Origin of the sequence: Saccharopolyspora karakumensis (genome assembly GCF_004349225.1) — a bacterium.
Taxonomy (GTDB): domain Bacteria; phylum Actinomycetota; class Actinomycetes; order Mycobacteriales; family Pseudonocardiaceae; genus Saccharopolyspora; species Saccharopolyspora endophytica.
In genome coordinates this window covers 11,983-37,731 of the sequence record NZ_SMLA01000002.1, presented here as the reverse complement: position 1 = coordinate 37,731, position 25,749 = coordinate 11,983, and the positions used below count along the sequence as shown (strand labels likewise).

Here is a 25,749-nt window from a genome sequence, read left to right as displayed (position 1 = left end):
CGTCCCACAGGGCCATTGCCTCGACCCCGTGCAGGTGTGATGTGATCTGTTCGTGACCACTCCGGCGCCCATCGACCTCCGCTCCGACACGGTGACTCGTCCCGACGAGCAGATGCTTGCCGCGATGGCCGCCGCCGAAGTCGGCGATGACGTACTCGACCACGATCCCACCATGCGCGCGCTGGAGGAACGGGTGGCCCAGCTTCTGGGCACCGCCTCGGCGTTGTGGGTGCCCAGCGGCACGATGGGCAACCTGATCGCGCTGATGCTGCACCTCAAGCGGGGCGATCGCTTCCTCGCGCCGCGCGGTGCGCACGTGCTCAACCACGAGCTCGGTTCGGCGGCGTGGCTGGCGGGCGGGATGCCGGACCCGCTGGAGTGGGACGGCGGTCCGGGCGCGCCCACGGCCGAGGCGGTGCGCACGCAGGCGAACCTGACCATGGCCTACGACGCCCTGCACACCACGTTGCTGTGCCTGGAGAACACGCACAACGGCGCGGGTGGCGCGGTCCTGCCGCCGCACGAGCACGCACGGTTGGCGGCCGCGGCCAAGGAACTCGGCCTCAAGGTGCACCTCGACGGCGCCCGGTTGTGGAACGCCTCGGTCGCGCTCGGAGTCCCGCCCGCCGCGCTGACGGTGGGCGTGGACAGCGTGCAGGTGTGCCTGAGCAAGGGCCTCGGCGCGCCGGTCGGCTCGGTGCTGGCCGGAGAGGCGGAGTTCATCAAGGCCGGGCGGCGGATCCGCAAGATGCTCGGCGGCGGCGTCCGGCAGGGCGGCGTGCTGGCCGCGGCCGGGCTGATCGCGCTGGACCGCGTCGACGCGCTGACCGATGATCACGACAACGCGCGGGTCCTCGCCGACGGCCTGACCGAGCGCGGCTGGCAGGTGACCGCGCCGCAGACGAACATGCTGCTGGCAGCGGTCCCGGACGTGCAGCTGACCTTGCAGCGGCTGCGCTCGGTGGGCGTGCTGGCGGTGCCGATGAACGGCCAGGTCCGGTTCGTCACGCACCGGGACGTGTCCAAGTCGGACGTGGAAGAGGCGTTGCGCCGGATCGGCGAAGCCGGGATCTAGCGCGAGGAGCGGAGGGTCGCAATGCCGCGGTGGATCGTGTTCGACTACGGCGAGGTGATCAGCCGGCCCACCCGCGCGCTGCCCGACATGGCCGCGCTGCTGGGCACCGATCCCGCGCGGTTCGAGGAGGCCTACTGGGCCGAGCGCCGGGACAACGACGCGGGTCTGTCCGACGCCGACTACTGGCGCGCGGTGGCGGCACGGCTGGACCGCGAGCTGGACGACTCGCTGATCCACCGCCTGACCAGCGTCGACGTCGACGGCTGGATGTCCGCCGATCCTGATTCGCTTTCGCTGCTGGAAGATCTGCACCGGCGCGAGGTCCCGCTGGCGCTGCTGTCCAACGCCTCGACGACGTTCGCACGCGCCGGTGAGAGCAAGCCGTGGGCGCGGTTCTTCGACCACCTGCTGTTCTCCGGCGACCTGCGCGTCACCAAACCCGCGCCGGAGATCTGGCGGGTCCTGCTCGACACCATCGGCGCCGAGCCCGCGGAGTGCCTGTTCTTCGACGACCGCGCGGAGAACATCGCAGGCGCCCGGCAAGCAGGCCTCCACGCCGAGCTCTGGCACACGGCAGACCACGCCCGAGGCCTCCTCCAACAACAACTGGCCGCCTGAGCAGCGCACACGCGTCCCGCAGCCGACCGTGGCGCCCAGGAGTCGCGGAATGCGGCGCAGCCGCCGTCTCAGGTGCGCTGCGGGTTCTGACGCGACGCCTGGATGAGGACGACGCGACGCCGTGCACGGGCATGCACCAGTCGTGGCGCCCGGAGGCCGGGCGGCGCGTCAGGTTCCGCTACCCGCACCGCCACGCAGGCCGACCACTGTCAACCGACGGCTCAAGGCTTGATCTGCTTCTTGTCCTTGGTCCAGCCGAGGGCGGCGGTGGCGACGAACAGGACCCCGCCGATCACGGCGAGCCAGAACAAACCCTTGATCAGCACTCCGGCGACGGAGACCACCAGCCACAGGACCAGCAGACCGCCGATCACCTTCCACACCATCACGACCACCTCTTCACCGGGAGCGTCCCGCACGTCCAGCGTGCCAGAGCGAACGCCGGAATCGGCAGGTCGAAGGCCCGGTTCCGGGAAACATCAGGGTGTCCCTGAGCCCGGCGACCTACAGCCAGGCTCCGAGCCGCTGCACGGCCTCGGTGATGTCGCGGGGGTCGCCCGCGAAGGACAGCCGCAGGTAGTGGTGTCCGCGGGCCGGGTCGAAGTCGACGCCGGGGACCAGCGCCACGCCCGTGTCGTCGAGGAGGCGGCGGCAGAACGACGCCGCGTCGTCGGTGTGATCGCTGATGTCCACCCACGCGTAGAAGGCGCCGTCGGCCGGGGCGACCTTGGTGATGCCCGCCTCCGCCAGGCCGTCCAGCAGCAGCGTCCGGTTCTCCCGGTAGCGCTCGACGTGGGCCTCCACCTCGTCGTAGGCCTCCGGGCTGAACGCCGCGACGGCCGCCTGCTGCGAGATCGCGGGTGGGCAGAGGGTGAAGTTTCCGGTCAGCGAGTCGACCGCGCGCAGCAGGCGCGGTGGCACGAGCATCCAGCCGAGCCGCCACCCGGTCATCGACCAGAACTTGGAGAAGCTGTTGACCACGATCGCCTCGGCGGAGAACTCCCGCGCGGTGTGCAGCGGTTCGCCGTAGCTGAGGCCGTGGTAGATCTCGTCGCTGATCAGCTGCACCCCGTTGGCCTCGCACCAGCCGGCGAGCCCGGCGAGCTCGTCGCGGGAGAGCACGGTGCCGGTCGGGTTGGCGGGGCTGGCGACGATCAGCCCGCGCACCGGCTCGTCGAGGGCTTCGAGCATCTCGACGGTCGGCTGGAACCGGGTGGACGCGTCGCAGGGCAGCTCCACGACCTCGCAGCCCAGCGCGGACAGGATGTTGCGGTAGGCGGGGTACCCCGGGCTGGCCAGCGCGACCCGGTCACCGGCGTCGAAGGCGCCGAGGAACGCCAGCAGGAACGCACCGGAGGCACCGGTGGTCACCACGACCTCGTCGACCGGGACCGAGCGGCCGTAGGCCTTCTCGCAGTGCCCGGCGATGGCTTCCCGCAGCTCCAGGACGCCCAGCTGCTCCGTGTAGCCGAGCGCGTTGCTCTCCAGCGCCCGCGCGGCCGCCTCGCGGACCGCCTTCGGTGCCGGGGTGGAGGGCTGACCGGCGGCCAACGACACGACGTCACCGCGCGCCCGCTGGCGGGCGGCTGCGGCCGTGAGGACCTCCATGACCTGGAACGGGTCTACGTTCGCGCGTTGAGCTGCGACCAGCGCGGCGGGCTTCACCATGCGAGCCAGCGTGCCAGATGCCGGCGCGGATCCCGAGGACCTGGAGCGCCTTCGCGTCAGGACTTCGGGACGCTGATCGCGCCGTCGACGGCGCGACGGGCGATGTCGGTGCGCCAGTGCGCGCCGGGCAGGTGGACGCGCTCGACCCGCTCGTAGACCTCGTCGCGCGCGGCGCCGAGGTCCGGGCCGGTGGCCACGACCGACAGGACCCGTCCGCCCGACGACAGCACGGCGCCGTCCTCGCGGCGGCGCGTGCCGGAGTGCAGCACGCCCTGCAGGTCCGAGCCCTGGATGACGTCGTCGACGCGCGGGCGGCCCGGGTAGCCCTCGGCGGCCAGCACGACCGTCACCGCCGAGCCCTGCTCCCACTCCAGTTCCGGCTGATCGGCGAGCTCACCGCGCGCCACGGCGTTGAACAGCTGCGCCAGCGGGGTGTGCAGCAGCGCCAGCACGGCCTGGGTCTCGGGGTCGCCGAAGCGGCAGTTGAACTCGATGACCTGCGGGCCGTTCGAGGTCAGCGCGAGACCGGCGTAGAGCAGGCCGGAGAACGGGGTGCCGCGGCGGTCGAGCTCGTCGACGGTGGGCTGCACGACCGTGCGGACCACGGTGTCGACCAGGTCGTCCGGGGCCCACGGCAGCGGCGCGTAGGCGCCCATGCCGCCGGTGTTCGGGCCCGCGTCGCCGTCGCCGACGCGCTTGAAGTCCTGCGCGGGCAGCAGCGGGACCACGGTGGTGCCGTCGACCAGGCAGAACAGCGAGGCCTCGGGTCCGTCGAGGAAGGACTCCAGCAGCACCGGGTGGCCGCCGTCGAGCAGCTTCATGGCGTGCGCGCGAGCGGCGTCGAAATCGCCGGTGACCAGCACGCCCTTGCCCGCGGCCAGACCGTCGTCCTTGACCACCCAGGTCGGGCCGAAACCGGCCAGCGCGGCGTCCAGCTTCGCGGGGTTGTCGACGATCTCGCTGCGCGCGGTCGGCACGCCGGCGGAGACCATGACGTCCTTGGCGAAGGCCTTGGAGCCTTCGATGCGGGCCGCCGCCTTGGACGGGCCGAAGCACGGGATGCCCGCGGCGCGCACGGCGTCGGAAGCGCCGGCGACCAGCGGTGTTTCCGGTCCGAAGACGACCAGGTCGGCCTTCCAGCGAGTGGCCAGCGCGGCCACCTCGTCGGGCTTGGCGACGTCGACGGCGTAGGACTCGGCGAGCGCTGCGGTACCGGCGTTGCCGGGCGCGCAGGCCAGTGCCGTCACGGACGGATCACGGGACAGCGCCAACACGATCGCATGCTCCCGGCCGCCGCCGCCGATCACGAGGATTCGCACAAAACGCAGCGTAGAGCGTGCGGTGGGCCACTTGGCGGTTGCCCCCGGGAAGTGTTGCCGCCGGATGGCGCATCGCAGGTCGCGCGGCGTTCACCCGGCGGTCGGCCGCTCGTCGCACAGGTGTGCACCGGGCGTCGGTTGCGGGGAGTTGGGTGAGGCCGCCACAGTCGGAACGGGGAGAAGACATGACGATTCGGGGACGGTTGATCGCTTTGTCCGTTGCGGGCACCGCCGCGCTCGGGCTGATCACCTCGGTGGGGCCCGCTGCCGCTGAGCCTGCCCGGGACACCGCGCAGATCGAGGTGTTCGGCCACCGCGGCGCCTCCGGTTACCGGCCGGAGCACACGCTCGCCTCCTACGAGCTGGCCGCCCGGATGGGCGCCGATTACATCGAGCCCGACCTGGTTCCCACCAAGGACGGCGTGCTGGTCGCCCGGCACGAGCCCGAGATCGGCGGCACCACCGACGTCGCCGAGCACCCGGAGTTCGCCTCCCGCAAGACCACCAAGGTCATCGACGGCACCGAGATGACCGGCTGGTTCACCGAGGACTTCACCCTCGCCGAGCTCAAGACGCTGCGCGCCAAGGAGCGCATCCCGGACATCCGCCAGCACAACACGGTCTACGACGGCCTCTACGAGGTGCCGACCTTCCAGGAGGTGCTGGACCTGCGGGAGCGGCTGTCGAAGGAGCTCGGCCGCGACATCGGCGTGGCGCCGGAGACCAAGCACCCCAGCTACTTCCGCGGTCTCGGCCTGGAGCTGGAGCCCGGCGTGGTCGAGGCGCTGGACACCAACGGCCTGAACAAGCGGGGCGCGAAGGTCGTCGTGCAGTCCTTCGAGGTCGGCAACCTCAAGGAGCTGCGCGGACAGCTCCAGGTGCGGCTGGTGCAGCTGATCAGCAACAGCGGCGCGCCGCAGGACTTCATCGAGTCCGGTGACCCGCGCACCTACGCCGACATGGTCACGCCGGAAGGGCTGAAGGAGATCTCGACCTACGCGGACGTGATCGGCCCCGACACCAAGGTGATCCTGCCGGTCGACGAGAGCAACCACCTCACCGAGCCGACCGCGGTCGTCGCCGACGCGCACGCCGCCGGCCTGCAGGTCGTGCCCTACACCGTCCGCGCCGAGAACACCTTCCTGCCCGCCGACTTCCAGTCCTCGCAGGACCCGGCCCAGTGGGGCGACGCCCTCGGCTTCTTCCACGCCCTGTTCGACCAGGGCGTGGACGGGATCTTCAGCGACATGCCCGACCTCGCCATCACGGCCCGAGACCAGCGCTGACCCACCGGCTCCCCACGGGGTGAAGCGGATTTCAGCGGAAGTCGGGTCCCCGATCTCAGTGGAAATCGGAACTCTGAGGTCCGTGGAAATCCGGTTCCCCCGGGGTGGAGCGCGGGATGCGTGAGACCGTCGTCCTCTTTCGGGGGGCGGCGGTTTCGCCGTTTCGGGTGATCGGCACGCAGCGCACCTAGGGTGTCCATCGTGGACGGAGGTGCGAGTTGGTTCAGCTGATCCTGGTCCTGATCGGGGCGCTGCTGGTCACGGCGTTGGCGCGGAGCCGGGAGATCGCGGCTCCGCTGCTGCTGGTGGCGGTCGGTCTGGCGGTGTCGCTGGTGCCCGGTGGTCGCCAGGGTGCGGGACATGGTCGAGCACCAGGGCCTGGCGGCCGCCGAGCAGGTGGGGCGCACTCCGGGGAGCGCGCCGACACCTCGGCCCGGACGCTCTCCGAGCTGCGCCGCAACATCATCGCGGTGCAGCGCTCGGCGATCGCGGACGAACGCGACGCAGGACACCTCGACGACGAGGTGCTGCGCCGCGTCCTCCGCGAACTGGACCTGCAGGAGGCCGCCCTGGAAGGTTCCTGGCGGAACCGGTGAGGATCAGGCCATCGAGTGGCGCACGATCGTCTGATCGCGCCCCGGGCCCACGCCGACCGCCGACACGCGGGCACCGGAGAGCTCCTCGATGCGCTCGATGTAGGCGCGGGCGTTGGCCGGCAGGTCCTCGAAGCTGCGGCAGTCGCTGAGGTCCTCCCACCAGCCCGGCATCTCCTCGTACACCGGAACCGCGTGGTGCACTCCGGTCTGGGTCATCGGCATGTCCTCGACCCGCTCGCCGTCGACGTCGTAGGCGACGCAGATCGGGATGGTCTCCAGGCCGGAGAGCACGTCGAGCTTGGTCAGGAAGTAGTCGGTGATGCCGTTGACGCGGGTCGCGTAGCGGGCGATCACCGCGTCGAACCACCCGGTCCGCCGCGAGCGACCGGTGGTCACGCCGAACTCGCCGCCCTGCTTGCGCAGGTTCTCGCCGGCCTCGTCGGTCAGCTCGGTCGGGAACGGGCCCGCCCCGACGCGCGTGGTGTAGGCCTTGAGGATGCCGATCACCGCGCTGATCTTCGTCGGGCCGACGCCGGAACCGGCCGAAGCGCCACCGGCGGTCGGGTTCGACGAGGTCACGAACGGGTAGGTGCCGTGGTCGACGTCGAGCAGCGTGCCCTGGGAACCCTCCAGCAGCACCCGCTCGCCGCGCTCCAGCGCCTTGTTGATCAACAGCTTGGTGTCGGCGATGCGGCCCGCGAACTTCTCCGCCTGCCCCAGCACGGTGTCCACGACCTCCTCCGCGTCGATCGCACGGCGGTTGTAGACCTTGACCAGGATCTGGTTCTTGATGTCGAGGGCGGCCTCGACCTTCTGGCGCAGGATCTTCTCGTCGAGCAGGTCCTGCATCCGGACGCCGACGCGAGCGATCTTGTCCTGGTAGCAGGGGCCGATGCCGCGGCCGGTGGTGCCGATCTGCTTCTTGCCCAGGTACCGCTCGGTCACGCGGTCGATGGCCACGTGGTACGGCATGATCAGGTGCGCGTCGGCGGACAGCAGCAGCCGCGAGGTGTCGACCCCGCGCTCCTCCAGACCTGCGAGCTCCTCGAGCAGGACGCCCGGGTCGACGACGACGCCGTTGCCGATCACGTTCGTCACGCCGGGGGTCAGGATCCCCGACGGGATGAGGTGCAGCGCGAAGTCCTGCCCGTCCGGGAGCACGACGGTGTGCCCCGCGTTGTTGCCGCCCTGGTAACGCACGACCCACTGCGCCTGCTCGCCGAGCAGGTCTGTCGCCTTACCCTTGCCTTCGTCGCCCCACTGGGCGCCGATCAGCACGATCGCCGGCATGTGAAACTCCAACCTGGACTGGGTGGTCGCCAGCGTGACCGCACGCTTCGCCCGCTCCCACCACGGGGTATGCCGGTCGATCAGGGTAAACCAGGAGCGAATCGTGAGTACCACCGCATTGTCCTGCGGAAACGTTGATGGCGCAGCGCGTCCGTCTGGTGACTCTGTGCAATGGCACGAGGTTTCCGCCGCGCCGGGTCGCAACGAGGTCGATCCGCTGCTGGCAGAAGCAACCGATCGGGTGGTCGTGCACGGCACGGACATGGACCTGGCGGCCGTCGTGCTGCGGTTGCTGCGCAAGGAGCGGCTGACCGAGCTGACCGTCGGCTACGTGCCGGTGGCCGACTCGCCGGTGGCCCGGCTGTGGGGCCTGGACGTCGGGGACTTCGAGCGCGCGCTGACCGCGTCGCCGCGGCCGGTGCCGCTGATCAGGGACGACTCGGGCGGGATCCTGCTGGGCGAGGGCGTGATCGCACCGATCACCGGGCAGGCGTACTGCGACGACGAGCAGGTCCTCAACGGCGCCGCGCAGAGCCTCGTGGTCTCCCCGGACCCGGACGCGGCACCGCTGCCGGACCCGACGGCCGATCCGCTGAACCACACGATCGATCCCCCGATGGACGGGCTGCGGGTGAACGTGACCCGGCGCGGGCTGCTGCGCCGTCGCACCGGCTCGGCCCGGGGACGGGCGTTCCAGGCGTCGTTCCGATCGGCCACCGTGCGGCACGACGGCAGCGATCACCCGCGGCCGATGGAGAAGTGGGTCTGGTACCGGCACACCGAGGACCTCAACCTGGCCCGTTGATCACCGAGTGTGTGGAATTCACATTTCGCTAGCACGATCGGTGGCGACTTCACGCCATGTCACCTTCCGGCCACTCCTCGGCATTGAATCAGCCACCCACGTGGGCAATCGTCATCACGAAGCAGGCGATCTAGCCCACTGCGGAGGAAGCCATGACACGTTCGTTGCGCGCCACCCTGACCGCCCTGCCGCTGGCCGGACTGATCAGCATCGGGCTCGCCATCCCGGCCGCCGCCGAGCCGCCGGGCGTCCCCGACCCGACCACCGCCAAGGCCGAGCTCGCCGATCTGACCGTCGCCGCCGAGGGCTCGATGGACGGCTACAGCCGGGAGAAGTTCCCGCACTGGATCGACGGGCCGGACAACTGCAACACCCGCGAAGCGGTGCTCAAGCGTGACGGCGACGGCGTCGAGGTCGGCTCCGACTGCTACCCGACCGCAGGCAGCTGGGTCAGCCCGTACGACGGCGAGACCTGGACCCAGCCGTCCGACGTGGACATCGACCACATCGTGCCGCTGGCCGCCGCGTGGCGCTCCGGTGCCGCCGAGTGGACCCAGGACCAGCGCCAGGCGTTCGCCAACGACCTGGAAGGCCCGCAGCTCATCGCGGTCACCGACAACGTCAACCAGGAGAAGGGCGACCAGACCCCGGACACCTGGATGCCGCCGGCGACCGACTACCACTGCACCTACGCCTCGATGTGGGTCGGCACCAAGCACAAGTACCAGCTGACCATCACCGAAGCCGAGAAGGGCGCCCTCCAGACCGCCCTGGACGGCTGCTGAAGCGGCGCAGCGGGCGACACCGCTTGCGAACGCAGTGGAAACGGGCACGTCCCGGCGTGGAGGTGCCCGTTTCCGTCACGTGGAAGGGCATACTGCGGCCATGGGCGAGTTGCGCACGACTTTGACCGCACCTCCCGGTGGGGTGATGACCGATGAGGTCGGCGTGATCACCGGCGACCTGGAGCTGGCGACCTCCTGCGAGCAGGGCGCGGTGCAGGTGTGGATCCGCTACTCCGGCGCCGAGGAGTGGTACCGCCTCTCAGCCGCCGACTGCGAGCTGCACGACCCGCGCGACCACGAGCCGCTGCACGCCTGCCTGGCGGCCGTGCTGAACCGTCCCTAGGAGGAGCTGTGGGGAATTGCTTTGCGTAGGCGGTGCGGGTAGCGGAACCTCGGCGGCGGTGCCAGTGCCTCGGGTGGCGGAAGAAGATGCGGCTCCGCCGCATGCTTCAGCAGCTCCTACTCGTCCGGGTGGAGCGGTGGCAGGGCCGCGACGGCTTCGGTGCGGGTGAGGCCGGAGGCCTGCAGCAGGTCGACGGCGATCGAGCGCACCTGCAGGACCACGACCTGCATCGAGAAGTCGCCCTCGCCCAGCAGTTCCACTGTGGACTTCTTGGCGACCGAGCGCGCGGCTTCCCTGGCCTGCAGCGGATCCTTGCCGCTGGCCAGTTCGTCGCGCAGCAGCACCACGGTTCCCGCGAGCTCTTCCAGCATGCCCGGTAGCGGGCGCGGAACGGGTTCTTCGTCGCGCAGCGCGGCCAGCGCCCGCCGGGCCAGCACGCGGGTGTTGCGCAGCGCGCGGTCGACGGGTGTGGCGGCGGTTTCGTAGCGCTCCAGGTCGCCGCGCCTGCGCCAGCGGATCGGCGCGAAGCGGGCGATCTCGGCCCCGGCCTCCAGCGCGGCGCGGAACTCCTCGACGGACTTGTGGCTCTTGCGGGCGTCGGCCAGGACGTCGGCGGCCATGGACACGTCCCGGTGCGCGACGGCGCTCGCGACCCCGCGCAGCGCGTCGGCGAGCGCTCCCAGCACCACGCGACCGTTGCGGTGCGCGACCGCGAGGGGGTTGGCGGGCAGCAGCGCGGCGACGGCGAAGCCGACCAGCCCGCCGATCGCGGCGTCGAGCATCCGCGTCAGCCCGCCGGCCGTGGCGGGCGGTAGCAGCGTCGCGACCAGCACGGACGACGACGCGGCCTGCAGCACGATCACGCCGCCGCTGTCCAGCAGCACGGCGGTGGACATCGCCAGCGCGACGACCAGCGCGATCTGCCAGGTCCCGGTGCCGATCACCGAGATCAGCACGTCGCCGACCCCGACGCCGATGCTCACGCCGACAACCAGCTCCAGAGCTCGCCGCATCCGCTGCCCGAGCGAGACGCCCAGCGAGATCACCGCGGCGATGGGCGCGAAGAACGGTGCGACGTGCCCGACGATGTCGTGCGCGAGGAACCAGGCCACCCCGGCGGCCAGCGCGCACTGCACGATCGGCACACCGGTGCGCAGCAACCGCCGGAGCCGGCGGGTCAACTCCTCACGCAAACGCAGCACGACACCATCCTCCGCCACCGAACGCCCGCGCCCGCCGGGCGGTCCCGGGTCTCAGTGGAAATCAGGGGCCGGAATTCACCGAGATCGGGTTCCCGATTTCCACTGAGATCCGGTCGCCCCGGGACGGGTGGGACGCGGGTGCGACGAGCCCGGCCACGTGCGGCAACGCGTCCGCGCGTGGCCGGGTTCGTGGTCGTCAGGCGAGGTCGTTGGCTTCCAGGGAGGCCGGGTCGGAGTCCTCGAGGAGCTGGCGGCAGCGGTCGAACTCCTCGGTCTCGCCGATGGCGCGAGCCGCCTTGGCCAGTGCCGCGATCGAGCGGAGCACGCCGCGGTTGGGCTCGTGGCGCCACGGGACCGGGCCGAAGCCCTTCCAGCCCGAGCGGCGCAGGGCGTCCAGGCCGCGGTGGTACCCGGTGCGCGCGTAGGCGTAGGCGGCGATGTTCTCCCCGCTGTTCAGGGCGTTGTCGGCGAGCGCGGCCCACGCGGCGCTGAACGCCGGGTGCTGCGCGGCGACCTCGGCGGGGTCGGTGCCTGCGTCCAGGGCGCCCTGCGCCTCCGGGCTCTCCGGCAGCAGCGTCTCCGGCGGCTCCAACAGATTCCTCGTCATGCCCTCATCCTCGCACTTCACCCAAGACGACGACGGTCCGTCCACCCACAGGGCAGACGGACCGTCAGAACAACGAGAAACACGCCAACAAACGTCAGGCAAGCGACGAAGTCGCTTCCTCTTTCACCACCCGAGCAACTCGCACCGCCGCGGGTTCTGAGCGGCTCTCTGGGGAGGACAGCCGACACGCCGTGTATTGGCTGGCATACATCAGTCTCGGATCCTGGAGCCAGAGAGTCGCTCAAGTTCCGCCACCCGCACCGCCGAGCAACACGAGCAGCAACATCGATAATCAGCCGGCGATCATGCGGCCTGCGGACTTGAGGACCTCGCAGCCCTGGGCGACGCGAGCGGCCATGGCCTGCTCGGCGACCTTGAGGTAGCTGCGCGGGTCGTAGGTCTTCTTGTTGCCGACCTCGCCGTCGATCTTGAGCACACCGTCGTAGTTCTTCAGCATGTGGTCCGCGATGGGCCGGGTGAAGGCGTACTGGGTGTCGGTGTCGATGTTCATCTTGATCACGCCGTAGGAGACCGCCTCGTGGATCTCCTCCAGCAGCGAACCGGAGCCACCGTGGAAGACCAGGTCGAACGGCTTCGAACCGGCGGCCAGGCCCAGCTTCTCCGACACCACGTCCTGACCCTGCTTGAGGATCTCCGGGCGCAGCTTGACGTTGCCGGGCTTGTAGACGCCGTGCACGTTGCCGAAGGTCGCGGCCAGCAGGTAGCGGCCCTTCTCGCCGGTGCCGAGGGCTTCGACGGTCTTGATGTAGTCACCGGGCGCGGTGTAGAGCTTGTCGTTGATGTCGTTGGCGACGCCGTCCTCTTCGCCGCCGACGACGCCGACCTCCAGCTCCAGGACGATCTTGGCCTTGGCCGACAGCTCCAGGAGCTCCTGCGCGATCTGCAGGTTCTCGTCGAGGTTGATCGCCGAGCCGTCCCACATGTGCGACTGGAACAGCGGGTTCTCGCCGCGGTTGACCCGCTCCTGGCTGATCTGGATCAGCGGCTTGACGTAGCCGTCGAGCTTGTCCTTCGGGCAGTGGTCGGTGTGCAGCGCGATGTTCACCGGGTACTTGGCGGCGACGACGTGCGCGTACTCGGCGAGCGCGGTGGCACCCGTGACCATGTCCTTGACCTTGGTGCCGGAGGCGAACTCGGCGCCCCCGGTCGACACCTGGATGATGCCGTCACTCTCGGCCTCGGCGAACCCGCGCAGCGCCGCGTTGAGCGTCTCCGACGAGGTCACGTTGATCGCTGGGTAGGCGAACTCACCGGTCTTCGCCCGGTCCAGCATCTCCGTGTAGACCTCGGGGGTCGCGATGGGCATCGGTCATCCTCCTCAGATGGAGTTCGGTCGTGAAGTGACGCGAGATCGCGCAGCATCCTAGGAACCCCAGCGCACCGTCCGCGGCGCGTCGGGGCACATACCACTCTTTCGCGCGTCACAGTGCCCCAGCGGTGTTGTTTTGAAAAGTTGGTGCAAGGATTCAGAAAACGATCCTGTGCACATACTCACACGCCGGAGGGCCCGCCGCCTACAGCCAGGCGCCGGTGACGACTTCCCACTGGCGGATGGTGGTCGAGGCGATCACCCCGGCCTTGGTGTACGGGTCGGCGGCCAGGACGTCCTCGAGCTCGGCCTCGTCGGCGGTCTCGTAGACGATCTGCGCGCCCTTGCCGTCGGTGTAGGGTCCGCCCGCCAGCAGCGTGCCCCGCTCGGCCAGTCCGCGCGAGTACTCGCGGTGCTCCGGGCGGACCGCCAGCCTCTTGTCCTCGTCGGCCCCGTAGACCAGCTCGACAACGAACCTCGCCATGTTCTGCCTCCCTAGCGGCGGTTTCCACGATCGCCATGGACGCTAACCCGAACCCGCCCCGCGAACCCATCCTCGCCCGGTAAGTTCTTCGATCATGGGCGGTGATTCGGAAGGGATCGAGCGCAGCGTCGAGAAGACCTTCGGCACGCTGCGCAAGTTGGACGGAGTCCACCGGCAGACGCAGCAACCGCTGTCCCTGGAGGACATCTACAAGCAGCAGCGGATGCGGATGGTCCGGCTGGCGATCCTGCTGGTCGACGACATCAGCAGCGCCGAGGACGTGGTCCAGGAGGCCTTCACCGGGCTCTACCGGAACTGGTCCGGGCTGCGCGACGCCAACGCCGCGATCGGCTACCTGCGCACGGCGGTCGTCAACGGTTCCCGCTCGATGCTGCGCCGCCGCAAGACCGCCCGCGAGTACCAGCCGCCGCACCAGGCCAACGCGCGTTCCGCGGAGTCGCTGGCGATGCTCACCGCCGAGCACCAGGCCGTGGTGGACGCGCTGGGCAAGCTGCCGCGCAGGCAGCGCGAAGTGCTGGTGCTGCGCTACTACGGCAACCTGTCGGAGGCCGAGATCGCCGAGGCGACCGGCGTCTCCAAGGGCACCGTCAAGTCGACGGCGAGCCGCGCCCTGGAGGCGTTGCAGAAGCACATCGCGAGCTGACGACGGTCTATATTCGGCGAATCGAACAATCGCTCCGGTCTCACCGTCCGTGACCGGTTCAGCGGGTTCGGCTGAGCCGCAAAACACCGGTTTTGGTGTAGACCACTGCTCGCGTTTGGCGGAGGATCGTCGTTGTGAACACTGCCGAACTGATCCTCACCGGCGCGCGGGTCGTCACCCCGGGCGGCGTCGCGCAACCGGGCTGGGTGCGGGTGTCCGCGGGCGAGATCACCGCTGTCGGCGACGGCGCCGTCCCCCAGGGCCCGGCGATCGAGCTGTCCGGGCGCTGGCTGGTGCCGGGTTTCGTGGACATCCACTGCCACGGCGGTGGCGGCGGTTCGTTCACCTCCCTCGAACCCGAGCAGACCGAGACCGCGGTGGCCCACCACCGCGCGCACGGCACCACCACGATGCTGGCGAGCCTGGTGTCCGCGCCGGTGCCGGAGCTGGTCAAGCAGATCGCCACGCTGGCCGAGCTGACCGCCGAGGGCCTGCTGGCGGGAGTTCACCTGGAAGGGCCGTTCCTCTCGCACGCCCGCTGCGGCGCGCACGCTCCGGAGGCGCTGCGCGCACCGGAGGCCGACGACGTCCGCCAGCTGCTCGACGCCGGTCGCGGCGCGGTCCGGATGGTCACCCTCGCCCCCGAGCTGCCCGGTTCGCGGGACGCGGTCCGGCAGCTGGTCGACGGCGGTGCGATCGCGGCCGTCGGGCACACCGACGCGGTCGCCGACCAGGTGCTGGAGGCCGTGGACGCCGGAGCGACCGTGGCGACGCACCTGTTCAACGGCATGCGTCCGCTGCACCACCGCGAGCCCGGGCCGGTCGGCGCGCTGCTGGACGACGAGCGCGTCAGCGTGGAGCTGATCTGCGACCTCGTGCACCTGCACCCGACCGTCGCCCGGCTGGCCGCCACCCACGCCGGAACCGACCGGACGATCCTGGTCACCGACGCCATCAGCGCCACCGGAGCCGGTGACGGCACCTACGAGCTGGGCGCGCTGCCGGTGACGGTCGTCGACGGCGAGCCACGGCTGGCCGACGGCTCGCTGGCCGGGAGCACGCTGACCATGGACGTCGCGTTCCGCAACCTGGTGCGCAGCTGCGGGCTGTCCGTGCCGGCCGCGGTCGCGGCCACCTCGACGAACCCGGCGCGGCGGCTCGGGCTGACCGGCGTGGGCGAGATCCGTCCCGGCGCGGCGGCGAACATGGTCGTGCTCGGTGACGACCTCGACCTGCAGGGCGTCATGCACGGCGGCAAGTGGCTCACCGAACCCGCGTGACCTGGTGCATCGCCGATCCGCATCCGTTCAGCCGTGAGGCTGGTTAGGGTCGGGGGATGAACGGCCGGGAAACCGAGGACACGCTGTCCGCCGCCTTGCGGGCGCGAGCGAGCGGCCGTCCGTCCTCATCGCAGCGCACGCTGCGATCCAGTCCCGCGGGAGTGCTGCTCTTCGTGATCGTTCTGGGACTCATGTCCGGATTGCTCGCGGCGGGCGTCACAGTCCTTTACCCCATCGGGTGATCGCGGGTGTGCGCTGCGTTGATGTCCCGCAGCTCTCCCGAAATCCGGGCGAAGCGGCGTCACGGTACCGTTGGCAAGCGTGACGTCCGAATTCGCCGCCGCGGCACAGCCCGCGCTCGCTCTGCTTCCGGATTGGCTGAATCCGGAGAACATCGTCTCTGGTCTCGGCCCGTTCGCGCTGATCGGCGTCTGCCTGATCATCTTCGCCGAATGCGGTCTGCTCATCGGCTTCTTCCTGCCGGGTGACTCGCTGCTGTTCGTGACCGGCATGTTCGTCGCCATCGGCGCGATCAACACGCCGGTCTGGCTGGTCTGCGTGCTGCTGGCGGTGTGCGCCTTCGTCGGCAACGTGACCGGGTACTGGATCGGGCGCAAGGTCGGCCCGGCGATGTTCAACAAGCCCGACTCGAAGCTGTTCAAGCGCGAGCACGTCGACAAGACGCACGCCTTCTTCGAGAAGTACGGCGCCCGCGCGATCATCCTGGCCCGCTTCGTGCCGATCGTCCGCACGTTCATCACGGCGGTCGCCGGCATCGGCCAGATGGACCAGAGGAAGTTCTTCAGCTACTCCGCCATCGGCGGTGTGGCCTGGACCCTGAGCATGACGCTGCTCGGGTTCTTCCTGGGCAACATCCCGTGGATCCGGAACAACATCGAGGCCATGGCCCTGGTCATCGTCGTGATCTCGATCGTGCCGATCATCGTCGAGTACATCAAGGGACGCCGCGAGAAGGCCCGCGAAGCGGCCTGACGGAACCCTCGGAAGAAGAGCCGGCACCCATCGGGTCCGGCTCTTCTTCCGCATCAGGGGGCGGTTCTGGTCCGAGTCGACCGGGCGGAGCGGACTTCGATCAGTGACGGATCGGAGTCCTCACCACGCCAACCCGAGGTCCGCGTGCTGCTGCACCCAGGTGTGCATGACCACGCCCGCGGCGACCCCGGCGTTGATCGATCGGGTGGAGCCGAACTGCGCGATCGAGACCACCAGGTCGGCCTCGCGACGGGACTCCTCGTGCAGGCCTGGCCCCTCCTGGCCGAACAGCAGCACGCACCGGCGCGGCAGCTCCGCGCGCTCCACCGGGATCGCACCCGGCGTGTTGTCCACCGCGACGATCGCCAGGCCCGCGTCCCGCGCCCACGCGGTCAGCGACTCGACGTCCGGGTGGTGGTGGACGTGCTGGTACCGGTCGGTGACCATCGCACCGCGCCGGTTCCAGCGGCGGCGACCCACGATGTGCACCGCTTCCGCGAGGAACGCGTTCGCCGTGCGCACCACGGTGCCGATGTTGTGGTCGTGCTGGAAGTTCTCGATGGCCACGTGGAAGTCGTGCCGCCGCTGGTCCAGGTCGGCGACGATCGCCTCCCGCTTCCAGTACCGGTAGTGGTCGACGACGTTGCGGCGATCACCGTGCTCCAGCAGCTCCGGGTCGTGGCGCTCGTCGTCCGGCCAGGGGCCCTCCCACGGGCCGACGCCGACGCTGGTGCCCCACTCGGTGGGCCCGACGTCCTCGCTCACGCCAGTCCGAGGTCGGACAGCCCCAGCAGCGTGCGGTAGGGCAGTCCCGCTTCCTCGATTGCCTCGCGAGCCCCGGTGTCGCGGTCGACGACGGTCGCCACGCCGACCACCTCGGCGCCCGCCTCGCGCAGCGCCTCGACGGCGGTGAGCACGCTGCCGCCGGTGGTCGAGGTGTCCTCCACGGCCAGCACCCGCCTGCCGGTGATGTCCGGACCCTCGATCTGGCGCTGCATGCCGTGGGCCTTGGCGGACTTGCGCACCACGAAGCTGTCCAGCGCAGGGCCGTCGGCGTGCATCATGGCCGCGGCGACCGGGTCGGCGCCCAGGGTGAGCCCGCCGACGGCGGCGTAGTCCCAGTCAGCGGTGATCTGCCGCAGCAGACTCCCGATCAGCGGGGCCGCCTGGTGCTGCAGGGTCGCCCGGCGCAGGTCCACGTAGTAGTCGGCCTCCTTGCCGGAGGACAACATCACCTTGCCGTGCACCACCGCGAGCTCTTTGACCAGACGGGCCAGTTCGGAGCGCTGCTTCTCGTTCACCACGAGACCCGAGGATAGTTCTCAGGTCCGGCCGGGAACGGTGCGGGTGACCACCATGCGCTGCAGCTTCTTCGGGATCAGCCGTCCGATGGCGACCAGCGCCTTGTACTGGGCGCCCGGGATCGACACCGCCTTGCCCGCGCGGAGGTCGGCCAGCGACTCGTGCACGACCTGGTCGGCCTGCAGCCAGAAGGCGCGCGGCAGCTTGCTCATCTCCAGACCGGCGCGCTCGTGGAACTCGGTCCGGGTGAACCCGGGGCACAGCACCATGACCCGCACACCGGTGCCCGCCAGGGACGTCGCCAGGCCTTCGGAGAAGGCCATCACGTACGCCTTGGTGGCGGCGTAGGTGGAGCCGGAGACCGTGAAGAACCCCGCCACGCTGCCCACGTTGATCACGTCGCCGCGCCCGCGCTCGCGCATCGTCCGCACGGCCGCGTGGGTCAGCTCCAGCACCGCCGCGACGTTGACGTCCAGCTGCTGCCGCAGCACCTCGGGCGCGAGGTCCCAGAACGCTCCGCCGGTGCCGAAACCGGCGTTGTTGATCAGCACGTCCACCGGCCTGGTCGCGTCACCGACGCGCTCGGCGACCTTCGCCCGCTGCGCGCCGTCGGACAGGTCCGCCGGGAGAATCTCGACCCGCACGTTGTGCCTGGTCCGGAGCCGGTCGGCGAGCTCTTCGAGCCGCTCGGTGTCGCGCGCGACCAGGACCATGTCGTGACCTTCAGCGGCCAGCCGACGAGCGTAGGTGCGGCCGATACCCGCGGTGGCACCGGTGACGAGTGCGGTAGGCATGAACCCGAACCTACCGGTCTCGCATGTGCCCGACCTACTGGATGTGTTCCGAGGTTTCTTCCGCTTCGGTTTCGGCCGGGGTGCTGTTGGGATCGCTGTCGAACGGGTCGATCAGGTCGGCGAGGTCGCCGAGATCGCGCAGCAGGCGCTCCAAGCGGGCCGGGTCGGCGTCAGCGGGGTGCATCGCGGCCAGCACCCAGTCGTTCTCCAGCCAGACCACGGTGACGTCCTGGCCGATCTCCTCGGTGGCGTCGACCAGGTCGGCGGTGACCAGCGGGCGGGCCGAGGCGACCTCGGTGACGAACGCGTAGCGCGAGCCGACCGGCCCCAGCAGGTCCAGCCCGGAGTCCTGGGGCACCGGCACGTCCGGCAGCCACAGCTCGATGGTCGCCGGGGTCGTGCGGCGGCAGCGGACGCCCACCAGGACGGCGACGTTCTTGCCCCCGGCCTCCAGGTCCAGCACGTAGACCTGACGACGGCCGTCGGCGGTGAACGTCGAGCCCGCCACCACGTCCATCGCGGTCGTCGCGCCGTACTGGGCGAGCACGCCGCGCTCCCACCGCGTCGGCAGGACGCGGTCCACTTCGGCGAACTGCCAACCGCGCAGCGCCGCCCAGCGACGCCGCTCCCGGTTGTTGGAGGTGCGCTGCGATCGACCGGAGATCAGCAGCGCGACGCCGGCGACGATCGCGACGACGGCGACGAGGAACCAGAGCCACGCAGGTATGCCCACACGGGGCAGGGTAGTCCGAACATCGCGGAACTCGAAGATCACCTGGGCATCGGAATCCGAACCGCTCGTTCGGCTGACATTGACGTGCGAAAACCCTGATCCTGGCGGATCAATCGGCGCGGTTGTCGCAGAGCGCTCGCCACTCGGCCGTGTCGGGCGCCGGGCCGCGCAGGGCGGCGCCGTCGGTGCGGAGGCCCTCCAGGACCAGGCCCAGGTAGCGGGCGCGGAGTTCGGCGCGGCGGGCTTCGGTGGTCGGCAGCGACGGGTTGAGGTGCTTGAACAGCAGCAGGACGTCGGTCCAGTCGACGTCGGCGCGCAGCTCCCCGGCGAGTTGGGCGTCGTCGACCAAGGCCTCGATCACCTCGGCGACGCGCTGCTGCAGGTCGCGGAACTCGACCGAGAAGGTGTGCCGCTTCTCCAGCTGCGGCAGCACGGTTCCGATGCCCGAGCCCTCCCGAAGGCAGCGGTGCATGAAGCGGCTCAACGCCCGCCACGGATCGCTCTCCTCGGCGCGCGCGGCCTCGGCCTCGTCGATGACCAGGCGGAACGCCGCGATGCGCACCTGCTCGACGAGCTCGGCCTTGCTCGGGTAGCGGCGGTAGATGCTGGCCACGCCGACCCCGGCGCGCTTGGCGACCTCGGCCATCGGAGCGGCCATCCCGTGCTCGGCGAAGACCTCCCGGGCGGCTCGGATGACGGCGTCGTCGTGCCGAGCGGTCGTTGCTGTGGCCATGCGCACAAGGGTACGCCGCGCGGAATGGTTCGTTCCGCTAAGAGGTTGTCGTTGCCGGAAACTCCCCGAACCCGACCGCAGAGGAAATCCATGACCACCGAACTGGCACGCCCCAGCCTCACGCGCGAGCGCGGGTTGTCACGTTCCGGATCGTTCTGGTTCATCGGCGGGGTCTACGCCCTGTTCCTGATGGCCTCCACCGCCCCGTCCCCGATGTACTCGATCTACCAGCAGCGGTGGGGGTTCACCAATACCGTCCTGACGGAGGTGTTCGCCTCCTACGCGGTGGCGATCCTGGTGGCGCTGCTGCTGTGCGGGTCGCTGTCCGACCACATCGGACGGCGCCCGGTGCTGATCGGCGCGCTGGTGGTGGAGATCGCCGCGGTGCTGGTGCTCGCGCTGGCCACCGGCGTCGGCGGACTGTTCGCCGGTCGCGTGCTGCAGGGCCTGGCCACGGGTGCGGCGACGAGCGCGATCAGCGGTGCGCTGCTGGACTTCCAGCGCCCCGGATCCAGCCAGGGTTCGCTGGTCAACGGTGTCGCCGCGGCGCTGGGCATGGCGGGCGGATCGCTGCTGTCGGGAGTCCTGGTGCAGTTCGTCCCGGGACCGACGTTGACCAGCTACCTGTTGCTCGCGGCCGGTTTCGCCGCGGCGATCCCGGTCGTGCTCGCGATGCCGGAACCGGTGGCGAAGACCAGCTCGATCGGTGAGGCGCTGCGGCCGCGCAGGCCGGTCGTGCCGGCGGGCCAGGGCGTCCGGTTCGCGTTGATGTCGACCATGGTGCTGGCCTCGTGGATCGTCGGCGGGATGTTCATGTCGCTGGCCCCGTCGGTGGCCAAGGGCATGGTGCACGACCTGCCGAACCTGATCAGCGGGCTTCCGGTGGCGGTGCTGGCCGGCGTCGGTGGCCTCACGCAGCTGCTGCTGGCCCGCTGGGCCGCCGAGCGAGCGGTGCGCGTCGGAGCGGTGCTGATGATCACCGCGATGGCGGGGATCGCCGCCGCGGTGCTGTCCCACCACGCCGACCTGTTCTTCGTGGCCACCGCCGTGCTCGGCGTCGGCTGGGGACTGATGTTCATGGGCGCCTTCCGGATGCTCACCGGCCTGGCGGCGCCGCACCAGCGCGCGGGCACGGCGGCGATGATCTACGTCGTCGCCTACCTCTCGGCCACCGTCCCCGCGGTCGTGCTCGGCTACATCAGCACCATCACGGACCTGACGACGGCCACCCTGGTCTTCACCGCAGCGGCCTCCCTCTTCGCCGCCATCGCAGCCCTGTCCACGATCCGCCGTTGAGGCCGGGGCGATTCGAATTTCGCTCGAAGTGCGAACGCCGAAGTTCGGGCTCGAACTTCGCGCGAGATTCGAATCGTTCACCCGACCGCGAGGTCACTCCGCGGGTTCGACGGTGAGGGCGTCGTTGTCGTCGGTGACGTCGATGCGGACCTTGTCGCCCTCGCGGATGTCGCCCCCGAGGAGCTTGCGCGCCAGCTGGTCTCCGATGGCCGACTGCACCAGTCGACGCAGCGGACGAGCGCCGTAGACCGGGTCGAAACCGTTGAGCGCCAACCAGTCCCGCGCCGCCGGCTGGACGTCGAGGCTCAGCCGCCGCTGCGCGAGCCGCTTGGCCAGCCGGTCCACCTGGATGTCCACGATGGACGTGAGCTCCTCGGTGTTGAGCTGGTGGAACACCACGACGTCGTCGAGCCGGTTGAGGAACTCGGGCTTGAAGTGCCCGCGCACCACCGACATCACGGCCTCGTCGCGGTCCCGCTCGCCGAGGTTGGGGTCGGCGATGGCCTGCGACCCGAGGTTGGAGGTCAGCACCAGGATCGTGTTGCGGAAGTCGACCGTGCGGCCCTGCCCGTCGGTGAGCCGCCCGTCGTCGAGGACCTGCAGCAGCACGTCGAAGACGTCGGAGTGGGCCTTCTCGACCTCGTCGAACAGCACCACCGAGTAGGGCCTGCGGCGCACCGATTCGGTGAGCTGACCGCCCTGGTCGTGGCCGACGTAACCGGGCGGGGCACCGACCAGGCGGGACACCGAGTGCTTCTCGGAGTACTCGCTCATGTCGATGCGGATCATCGACCGCTCGTCGTCGAACAGGAACCCGGCCAGCGCCTTGGCCAGCTCGGTCTTGCCGACCCCGGTCGGCCCCAGGAACAGGAACGATCCGGTCGGCCGGTCCGGGTCGGCGACACCGGCGCGGGTGCGCCGGACCGCGTCGGAGACCGCGCGCACCGCCTCGGACTGGCCGACGACGTGGGCGCCGAGGGCGTCCTCCATCCGCAGCAGCTTGGTGGTCTCGCCCTCCATCAGGCGACCCGCGGGGATGCCGGTCCAGGCGCTGACGACGTCCGCGACGTCGTCGGCGGTGACCTCCTCCTGCAGCATCGCCTTGCGCTCGGTCTGCGCGTGGGTGGCGGTGTCGAGCTCCTTCTCCAGCGCGGGGATCCGCCCGTAGCGGAGTTCGGCGGCCTTGCCGAGGTCGCCGTCGCGCTCGGCGCGCTCGGACTCCCCGCGCAGCTGCTCCAGCTGGGTCTTGAGGTCGCGGACCTTGTCGATGGACTCCTTCTCCTGCTGCCAGCGCGCGGTGAGCTCGGAGAGCTTCTCGCGCCGGTCGGCGAGCTCGGCGCGCAGCGCGGCGAGCCGTTCGACCGAGGCCGGGTCGGACTCCTTGGCCAGCGCCATCTCCTCGATCTCCAGCCGGCGCACGGCCCGCTCGACCTCGTCGATCTCCACCGGGCGCGAGTCGATCTCCATGCGCAGCCGGGACGCCGCCTCGTCGACCAGGTCGATGGCCTTGTCCGGCAGGAAGCGGGCGGTGATGTAGCGGTCGGAGAGGGTCGCGGCGGCCACCAGGGCGCCGTCGGTGATCCGGACGCCGTGGTGGACCTCGTAGCGCTCCTTGAGCCCGCGCAGGATCGCCACGGCGTCCTCCGGGCTCGGTTCGCCGACGAACACCTGCTGGAAGCGGCGTTCCAGCGCGGCATCGGTCTCGATGTGCTCGCGGTACTCGTCGAGCGTGGTCGCGCCGACCATGCGCAGCTCGCCGCGCGCCAGCATCGGCTTGATCATGTTGCCCGCGTCCATCGAGCCGTCGCCGGAGGCCCCGGCGCCGACGATGGTGTGCAGCTCGTCGATGAAGGTGATCACCTGACCGGCGGATTCGGTGATCTCCTTGAGCACCGCCTTGAGCCGCTCCTCGAACTCGCCCCGGTACTTCGCACCGGCCACCATGGAACCGAGGTCGAGCGAGACGACTCGCTTGCCGCGCAGCGATTCGGGCACGTCACCCGCGACGACCCGCTGCGCGAGGCCCTCCACGATGGCGGTCTTGCCGACACCGGGCTCACCGATGAGCACAGGGTTGTTCTTGGTCCGCCGGGACAGCACCTGCACGACGCGGCGGATCTCGGCGTCGCGGCCGATGACCGGGTCGAGCTCGCCGGCGCGGGCGCGCTCGGTGAGGTCCTGGCCGTACTTCTGCAGCGCTTGGTAGGTCCCTTCGGGATCGGGGCTGGTCACGCGGGCCGAGCCGCGCACCTGGGCGAACGCCTCCCGCAGGGCGTCGGGGGTGGCGCCGTGCCTGCGCAGCAGATCGGCGACGCGGCCGCCCTCGGCGGCCAGCCCGACCAGCAGGTGCTCGGTGGAGACGTAGTCATCGCCCATCTCGGTGGCCAGGCGTTGCGCGCGGGTGAGCGCCTTGACGGCCTCACCCGACAGCTGCGGGGCGCCGACGGTGCTGCCGGTGGCGGCGGGAAGCGAGTTCGTCAGCGACTCGAGCTCGCGCCGCACGTCGGCGACGTCCGCCCCGACGGCGGTGAGCAGCGGTGCGGTCAGCCCGTCGCCTTGCGCGAGCAGGGCGCCGAGCACGTGCGCGGGGCCCACGTCCGGGTTTCCCGCCATGGTGGCCGCCTGGACCGCGGAGGAGATCGCCTGCTGGGTCTTCGTCGTCGGGTTGAACGCGTCCATTCCTCACCTCGTGCCGGTTGTCGTGCCTGGTCGTCCTGCTTGTCGGCACCAGACTCCACACGTCCAACGTAACAAAAGTTGAGCGTGTTCCGCTCAAGCCCAGTTTCACACTAATTTTCTCTTTTCACAGCGCGTAAACATAGGTCTGACCAAACAGACCAACCTTCCGCAGATTGTTACGCACAGTGCTTGCTTTCAGGGGTTTTGCTCGCTTTGCTATTGCGCCATGACCTACACCTTGGGGACACCACCGCCGGACGGCGAACTCGTCCTTGCGGCCGATGCCGGCGTGCTCGCCGGCATCGAGGACACCATCAACAACGTCTTCACGCCGATCTCGGAGGCCTTCTCCGGGTTCGTGTTCGGTGAGATCACCGTCTTCGGCGTGACCTTCCCGTGGATCGTTGCCTGGCTGGTGATCGCCGCGACGGTGTTCACGCTGGTCTTCGGTTTCGTGCAGATCCGCAACTTCAAGCTCTCGGTCGACCTGGTGCGCGGCAAGTACACCAGCAAGGACGAACCGGGCGAGATCAACCACTTCCAAGCGCTGGCCTCAGCGGTGTCGGGAACCGTCGGTCTGGGCAACATCGCCGGTGTCGGTGTCGCGGTCACCGTCGGCGGCGCGGGCGCCACCTTCTGGATGATCCTCTGCGGTCTGCTCGGCATGGCGACCAAGTTCGTCGAGTGCACCCTCGGTGTGAAGTACCGCGAGATCGACGCGAACGGCAACGTTCACGGCGGTCCGATGCACTACCTGCGCAAGGGCCTCGCCGAGCAGATCCCCAACGCCTTCGGACGCGGTCTGGGCAAGGTGCTCGCCGTGCTGGCGGCGATCATGATCCTGCTGTTCGGCGTCGGCGGCGGCAACATGTTCCAGGCCAACCAGACCTTCGCCCAGGTGCGCGACGTCACCGGCGGCGACGAGGGCCTGCTCGGCTCGGACGGCGCCGCGCTGATCTTCGGCATCATCCTGGCGATCATCGTCGGCGCGGTCGTGGTCGGCGGCATCAAGTCCATCGGAGCGGTGACCAGCAAGCTCGTCCCGGCGATGGCGATCATCTACGTCCTGGCCTCGCTGACGGTCATCGGCGTCAACATCACCGCCGTGCCGGACGCGGTCGTCACGATCGTCCAGGGCGCGTTCACCCCGGAGGCCGGGTTCGGCGGTCTCATCGGTGTGCTGATCGTCGGTTTCCAGCGCGCCGCGTTCTCCAACGAGGCCGGACTGGGATCGGCGCCGATCGCGCACTCCGCGGTCCGCACCAAGCACCCCGCCACCGAGGGACTGGTGGCGCTGCTGGAGCCCTTCATCGACACCGTCATCATCTGCACCATGACCGCGCTGACCATCGTCATCGCGCAGCCGCAGCTGTGGGTCGAGGGCCAGAAGGCCGTGCTGGCCGGAGGTGAGGAGCCGGACGGCGTTACGGTGACCTCCGAGGCGTTCGCCAGCGTCCTGCCCTGGTTCCCGTACGTGCTGACCGTGGCGGTCGTGCTCTTCGCCGTCTCCACGATCATCACCTGGGGCTACTACGGCCAGCGCGCGTGGCTGTTCCTGTTCGGCAACACCTCGGTGAGCCGCAACATCTACAACGTGGTGTTCTGCCTGTTCGTGATCGTGGGTTCGGTGCTGAGCCTGAGCAGCGTCATGGACTTCACCGACGCGGTGCTGTTCCTGCTGGCCCTGTTCAACATCATCGGCCTCTACATCATGATCCCGGTGGTCAAGCGGGAGCTGGCCGATTACAAGGCCAAGATCCGCTCCGGCGAGGTCCGCAAGGTCGACTCGAAGTCCGGCGTCTGACCGCAAGACCGAGGCCTGACCGGCTCACGGCCGCAACAGGGCTACCCGGATTACCGCCGTAAT

26 protein-coding genes are annotated in these 25,749 nt (G+C 70.0%); 12 read left to right on the top strand and 14 right to left on the bottom strand.

Annotation, left to right across the window (positions count from 1 at the left end; all coding sequences use genetic code 11):
• The first annotated feature begins 52 nt into the window (after positions 1–52).
• On the top strand, positions 53–1,075 hold the full coding sequence (locus E1202_RS01385; protein ID WP_132680434.1) for a threonine aldolase family protein: 1,023 nt from the start codon (positions 53–55) through the stop codon (positions 1,073–1,075).
• Between the two features lie 21 nt (positions 1,076–1,096).
• Positions 1,097–1,693 (top strand): HAD family hydrolase, encoded by a 597-nt coding sequence (locus E1202_RS01380; RefSeq protein WP_132680433.1) that lies wholly within the window; start codon positions 1,097–1,099, stop codon positions 1,691–1,693.
• A gap of 221 nt (positions 1,694–1,914) precedes the next feature.
• On the opposite strand, the gene E1202_RS31205 is transcribed toward E1202_RS01380, so the two are convergent.
• The 3 genes from E1202_RS31205 to purD all read right to left on the bottom strand — a co-directional run bounded on the left by E1202_RS31205 (position 1,915) and on the right by purD (position 4,680).
• Entirely contained in the window at positions 1,915–2,079 is a 165-nt protein-coding gene (locus E1202_RS31205; RefSeq protein ID WP_165943701.1) for a hypothetical protein, read from the bottom strand.
• A 118-nt stretch (positions 2,080–2,197) separates the two neighbouring features.
• Positions 2,198–3,361 (bottom strand): pyridoxal phosphate-dependent aminotransferase, encoded by a 1,164-nt coding sequence (locus tag E1202_RS01375; protein WP_132680432.1) that lies wholly within the window; start codon positions 3,359–3,361, stop codon positions 2,198–2,200.
• A gap of 56 nt (positions 3,362–3,417) precedes the next feature.
• On the bottom strand, positions 3,418–4,680 hold the full coding sequence (gene purD, locus E1202_RS01370) for a phosphoribosylamine--glycine ligase (protein WP_132680431.1): 1,263 nt from the start codon (positions 4,678–4,680) through the stop codon (positions 3,418–3,420).
• A gap of 185 nt (positions 4,681–4,865) precedes the next feature.
• On the opposite strand from purD, the gene E1202_RS01365 reads away from it, so the two are divergent.
• Both E1202_RS01365 and E1202_RS01360 read left to right on the top strand, forming a co-directional pair.
• Positions 4,866–5,966: a glycerophosphodiester phosphodiesterase gene (locus E1202_RS01365; RefSeq protein ID WP_132680430.1), complete on the top strand. Its 1,101-nt coding sequence runs from the start codon at positions 4,866–4,868 to the stop codon at positions 5,964–5,966.
• 218 nt (positions 5,967–6,184) lie between these two features.
• Complete coding sequence (locus E1202_RS01360; RefSeq protein WP_132680429.1) at positions 6,185–6,562, top strand: hypothetical protein; 378 nt, start codon at positions 6,185–6,187, stop codon at positions 6,560–6,562.
• A 3-nt stretch (positions 6,563–6,565) separates the two neighbouring features.
• Here E1202_RS01360 and E1202_RS01355 read toward each other — a convergent pair whose 3' ends face one another.
• Positions 6,566–7,852: an adenylosuccinate synthase gene (locus tag E1202_RS01355; protein WP_132680428.1), complete on the bottom strand. Its 1,287-nt coding sequence runs from the start codon at positions 7,850–7,852 to the stop codon at positions 6,566–6,568.
• Positions 7,853–8,018: 166 nt separating this feature from the next.
• On the opposite strand from E1202_RS01355, the gene E1202_RS01350 reads away from it, so the two are divergent.
• The 3 genes from E1202_RS01350 (at position 8,019) to E1202_RS01340 (ending at position 9,785) form a co-directional block, all read left to right on the top strand.
• Entirely contained in the window at positions 8,019–8,657 is a 639-nt protein-coding gene (locus E1202_RS01350; protein WP_132680427.1) for a hypothetical protein, read from the top strand.
• 152 nt (positions 8,658–8,809) lie between these two features.
• Complete coding sequence (locus tag E1202_RS01345) at positions 8,810–9,442, top strand: HNH endonuclease family protein (RefSeq protein ID WP_132680426.1); 633 nt, start codon at positions 8,810–8,812, stop codon at positions 9,440–9,442.
• A gap of 100 nt (positions 9,443–9,542) precedes the next feature.
• Positions 9,543–9,785: a hypothetical protein gene (locus E1202_RS01340; protein WP_132680425.1), complete on the top strand. Its 243-nt coding sequence runs from the start codon at positions 9,543–9,545 to the stop codon at positions 9,783–9,785.
• A 116-nt stretch (positions 9,786–9,901) separates the two neighbouring features.
• Here E1202_RS01340 and E1202_RS01335 read toward each other — a convergent pair whose 3' ends face one another.
• The 4 genes from E1202_RS01335 to E1202_RS01320 form a co-directional block, all read right to left on the bottom strand.
• Positions 9,902–10,987, bottom strand: coding sequence for an FUSC family protein (locus tag E1202_RS01335; RefSeq protein WP_235877534.1), 1,086 nt, complete (start codon positions 10,985–10,987; stop codon positions 9,902–9,904).
• A 196-nt stretch (positions 10,988–11,183) separates the two neighbouring features.
• Positions 11,184–11,594: a DUF3151 domain-containing protein gene (locus tag E1202_RS01330; RefSeq protein WP_132621800.1), complete on the bottom strand. Its 411-nt coding sequence runs from the start codon at positions 11,592–11,594 to the stop codon at positions 11,184–11,186.
• A 292-nt stretch (positions 11,595–11,886) separates the two neighbouring features.
• The gene (fbaA, locus tag E1202_RS01325; RefSeq protein ID WP_132680424.1) at positions 11,887–12,921 is read right to left on the bottom strand and encodes a class II fructose-bisphosphate aldolase; all 1,035 of its coding nucleotides are present in this window, start codon (positions 12,919–12,921) and stop codon (positions 11,887–11,889) included.
• A 208-nt stretch (positions 12,922–13,129) separates the two neighbouring features.
• Positions 13,130–13,408 carry a YciI family protein gene (locus tag E1202_RS01320; protein WP_132680423.1) on the bottom strand — a complete coding sequence of 93 codons (279 nt, stop codon included), beginning with the start codon at positions 13,406–13,408 and terminating at the stop codon, positions 13,130–13,132.
• 94 nt (positions 13,409–13,502) lie between these two features.
• Between E1202_RS01320 and E1202_RS01315 the strand changes: the two genes are divergently transcribed.
• The 3 genes from E1202_RS01315 to E1202_RS01305 all read left to right on the top strand — a co-directional run bounded on the left by E1202_RS01315 (position 13,503) and on the right by E1202_RS01305 (position 16,345).
• Positions 13,503–14,072, top strand: coding sequence for a SigE family RNA polymerase sigma factor (locus E1202_RS01315; RefSeq protein ID WP_132680422.1), 570 nt, complete (start codon positions 13,503–13,505; stop codon positions 14,070–14,072).
• Between the two features lie 125 nt (positions 14,073–14,197).
• On the top strand, positions 14,198–15,352 hold the full coding sequence (nagA, locus tag E1202_RS01310; RefSeq protein WP_132680421.1) for an N-acetylglucosamine-6-phosphate deacetylase: 1,155 nt from the start codon (positions 14,198–14,200) through the stop codon (positions 15,350–15,352).
• 321 nt (positions 15,353–15,673) lie between these two features.
• Entirely contained in the window at positions 15,674–16,345 is a 672-nt protein-coding gene (locus tag E1202_RS01305) for a DedA family protein (RefSeq protein ID WP_132680420.1), read from the top strand.
• 120 nt (positions 16,346–16,465) lie between these two features.
• On the opposite strand, the gene E1202_RS01300 is transcribed toward E1202_RS01305, so the two are convergent.
• The 5 genes from E1202_RS01300 to E1202_RS01280 all read right to left on the bottom strand — a co-directional run bounded on the left by E1202_RS01300 (position 16,466) and on the right by E1202_RS01280 (position 19,907).
• Positions 16,466–17,110 carry a TrmH family RNA methyltransferase gene (locus tag E1202_RS01300; protein ID WP_132680419.1) on the bottom strand — a complete coding sequence of 215 codons (645 nt, stop codon included), beginning with the start codon at positions 17,108–17,110 and terminating at the stop codon, positions 16,466–16,468.
• Positions 17,107–17,649, bottom strand: a complete 543-nt coding sequence (gene pyrE, locus E1202_RS01295; RefSeq protein ID WP_207918417.1) for an orotate phosphoribosyltransferase — start codon at positions 17,647–17,649, stop codon at positions 17,107–17,109. Before pyrE ends, E1202_RS01300 begins: the two co-directional genes overlap by 4 nt.
• Positions 17,650–17,667: 18 nt before the next feature.
• Complete coding sequence (locus tag E1202_RS01290; protein WP_132680418.1) at positions 17,668–18,441, bottom strand: SDR family NAD(P)-dependent oxidoreductase; 774 nt, start codon at positions 18,439–18,441, stop codon at positions 17,668–17,670.
• A gap of 34 nt (positions 18,442–18,475) precedes the next feature.
• On the bottom strand, positions 18,476–19,174 hold the full coding sequence (locus E1202_RS01285) for a type III secretion system chaperone family protein (protein ID WP_328590932.1): 699 nt from the start codon (positions 19,172–19,174) through the stop codon (positions 18,476–18,478).
• Positions 19,175–19,283: 109 nt separating this feature from the next.
• Complete coding sequence (locus E1202_RS01280; RefSeq protein WP_132680416.1) at positions 19,284–19,907, bottom strand: TetR/AcrR family transcriptional regulator; 624 nt, start codon at positions 19,905–19,907, stop codon at positions 19,284–19,286.
• A gap of 90 nt (positions 19,908–19,997) precedes the next feature.
• On the opposite strand from E1202_RS01280, the gene E1202_RS01275 reads away from it, so the two are divergent.
• A complete protein-coding gene (locus E1202_RS01275; RefSeq protein WP_132680415.1) occupies positions 19,998–21,203 on the top strand; it encodes an MFS transporter in 1,206 nt (401 codons plus the stop codon).
• A gap of 93 nt (positions 21,204–21,296) precedes the next feature.
• Here E1202_RS01275 and clpB read toward each other — a convergent pair whose 3' ends face one another.
• Entirely contained in the window at positions 21,297–23,882 is a 2,586-nt protein-coding gene (clpB, locus tag E1202_RS01270) for an ATP-dependent chaperone ClpB (protein WP_132680414.1), read from the bottom strand.
• A 226-nt stretch (positions 23,883–24,108) separates the two neighbouring features.
• Between clpB and E1202_RS01265 the strand changes: the two genes are divergently transcribed.
• Entirely contained in the window at positions 24,109–25,686 is a 1,578-nt protein-coding gene (locus E1202_RS01265) for an alanine/glycine:cation symporter family protein (protein ID WP_132680413.1), read from the top strand.
• Positions 25,687–25,749 lie beyond the last annotated feature (63 nt).

Coding starts and splice junctions, on each gene's coding strand:
- E1202_RS01355 (WP_132680428.1), bottom strand. CDS start 7,852: ATGCCGGCGATCGTGCTGATCGGCGCCCAGTGGGGCGACGAAGGCAAG.
- E1202_RS01340 (WP_132680425.1), top strand. CDS start 9,543: ATGGGCGAGTTGCGCACGACTTTGACCGCACCTCCCGGTGGGGTGATG.
- E1202_RS01265 (WP_132680413.1), top strand. CDS start 24,109: ATGACCTACACCTTGGGGACACCACCGCCGGACGGCGAACTCGTCCTT.
- E1202_RS01275 (WP_132680415.1), top strand. CDS start 19,998: ATGACCACCGAACTGGCACGCCCCAGCCTCACGCGCGAGCGCGGGTTG.
- E1202_RS01365 (WP_132680430.1), top strand. CDS start 4,866: ATGACGATTCGGGGACGGTTGATCGCTTTGTCCGTTGCGGGCACCGCC.
- E1202_RS01280 (WP_132680416.1), bottom strand. CDS start 19,907: ATGGCCACAGCAACGACCGCTCGGCACGACGACGCCGTCATCCGAGCC.
- E1202_RS01345 (WP_132680426.1), top strand. CDS start 8,810: ATGACACGTTCGTTGCGCGCCACCCTGACCGCCCTGCCGCTGGCCGGA.
- E1202_RS01375 (WP_132680432.1), bottom strand. CDS start 3,361: ATGGTGAAGCCCGCCGCGCTGGTCGCAGCTCAACGCGCGAACGTAGAC.
- fbaA (WP_132680424.1), bottom strand. CDS start 12,921: ATGCCCATCGCGACCCCCGAGGTCTACACGGAGATGCTGGACCGGGCG.
- E1202_RS01290 (WP_132680418.1), bottom strand. CDS start 18,441: ATGCCTACCGCACTCGTCACCGGTGCCACCGCGGGTATCGGCCGCACC.
- E1202_RS01320 (WP_132680423.1), bottom strand. CDS start 13,408: ATGGCGAGGTTCGTTGTCGAGCTGGTCTACGGGGCCGACGAGGACAAG.
- clpB (WP_132680414.1), bottom strand. CDS start 23,882: ATGGACGCGTTCAACCCGACGACGAAGACCCAGCAGGCGATCTCCTCC.
- E1202_RS01330 (WP_132621800.1), bottom strand. CDS start 11,594: ATGACGAGGAATCTGTTGGAGCCGCCGGAGACGCTGCTGCCGGAGAGC.
- E1202_RS01315 (WP_132680422.1), top strand. CDS start 13,503: ATGGGCGGTGATTCGGAAGGGATCGAGCGCAGCGTCGAGAAGACCTTC.
- E1202_RS01380 (WP_132680433.1), top strand. CDS start 1,097: ATGCCGCGGTGGATCGTGTTCGACTACGGCGAGGTGATCAGCCGGCCC.
- E1202_RS31205 (WP_165943701.1), bottom strand. CDS start 2,079: ATGGTGTGGAAGGTGATCGGCGGTCTGCTGGTCCTGTGGCTGGTGGTC.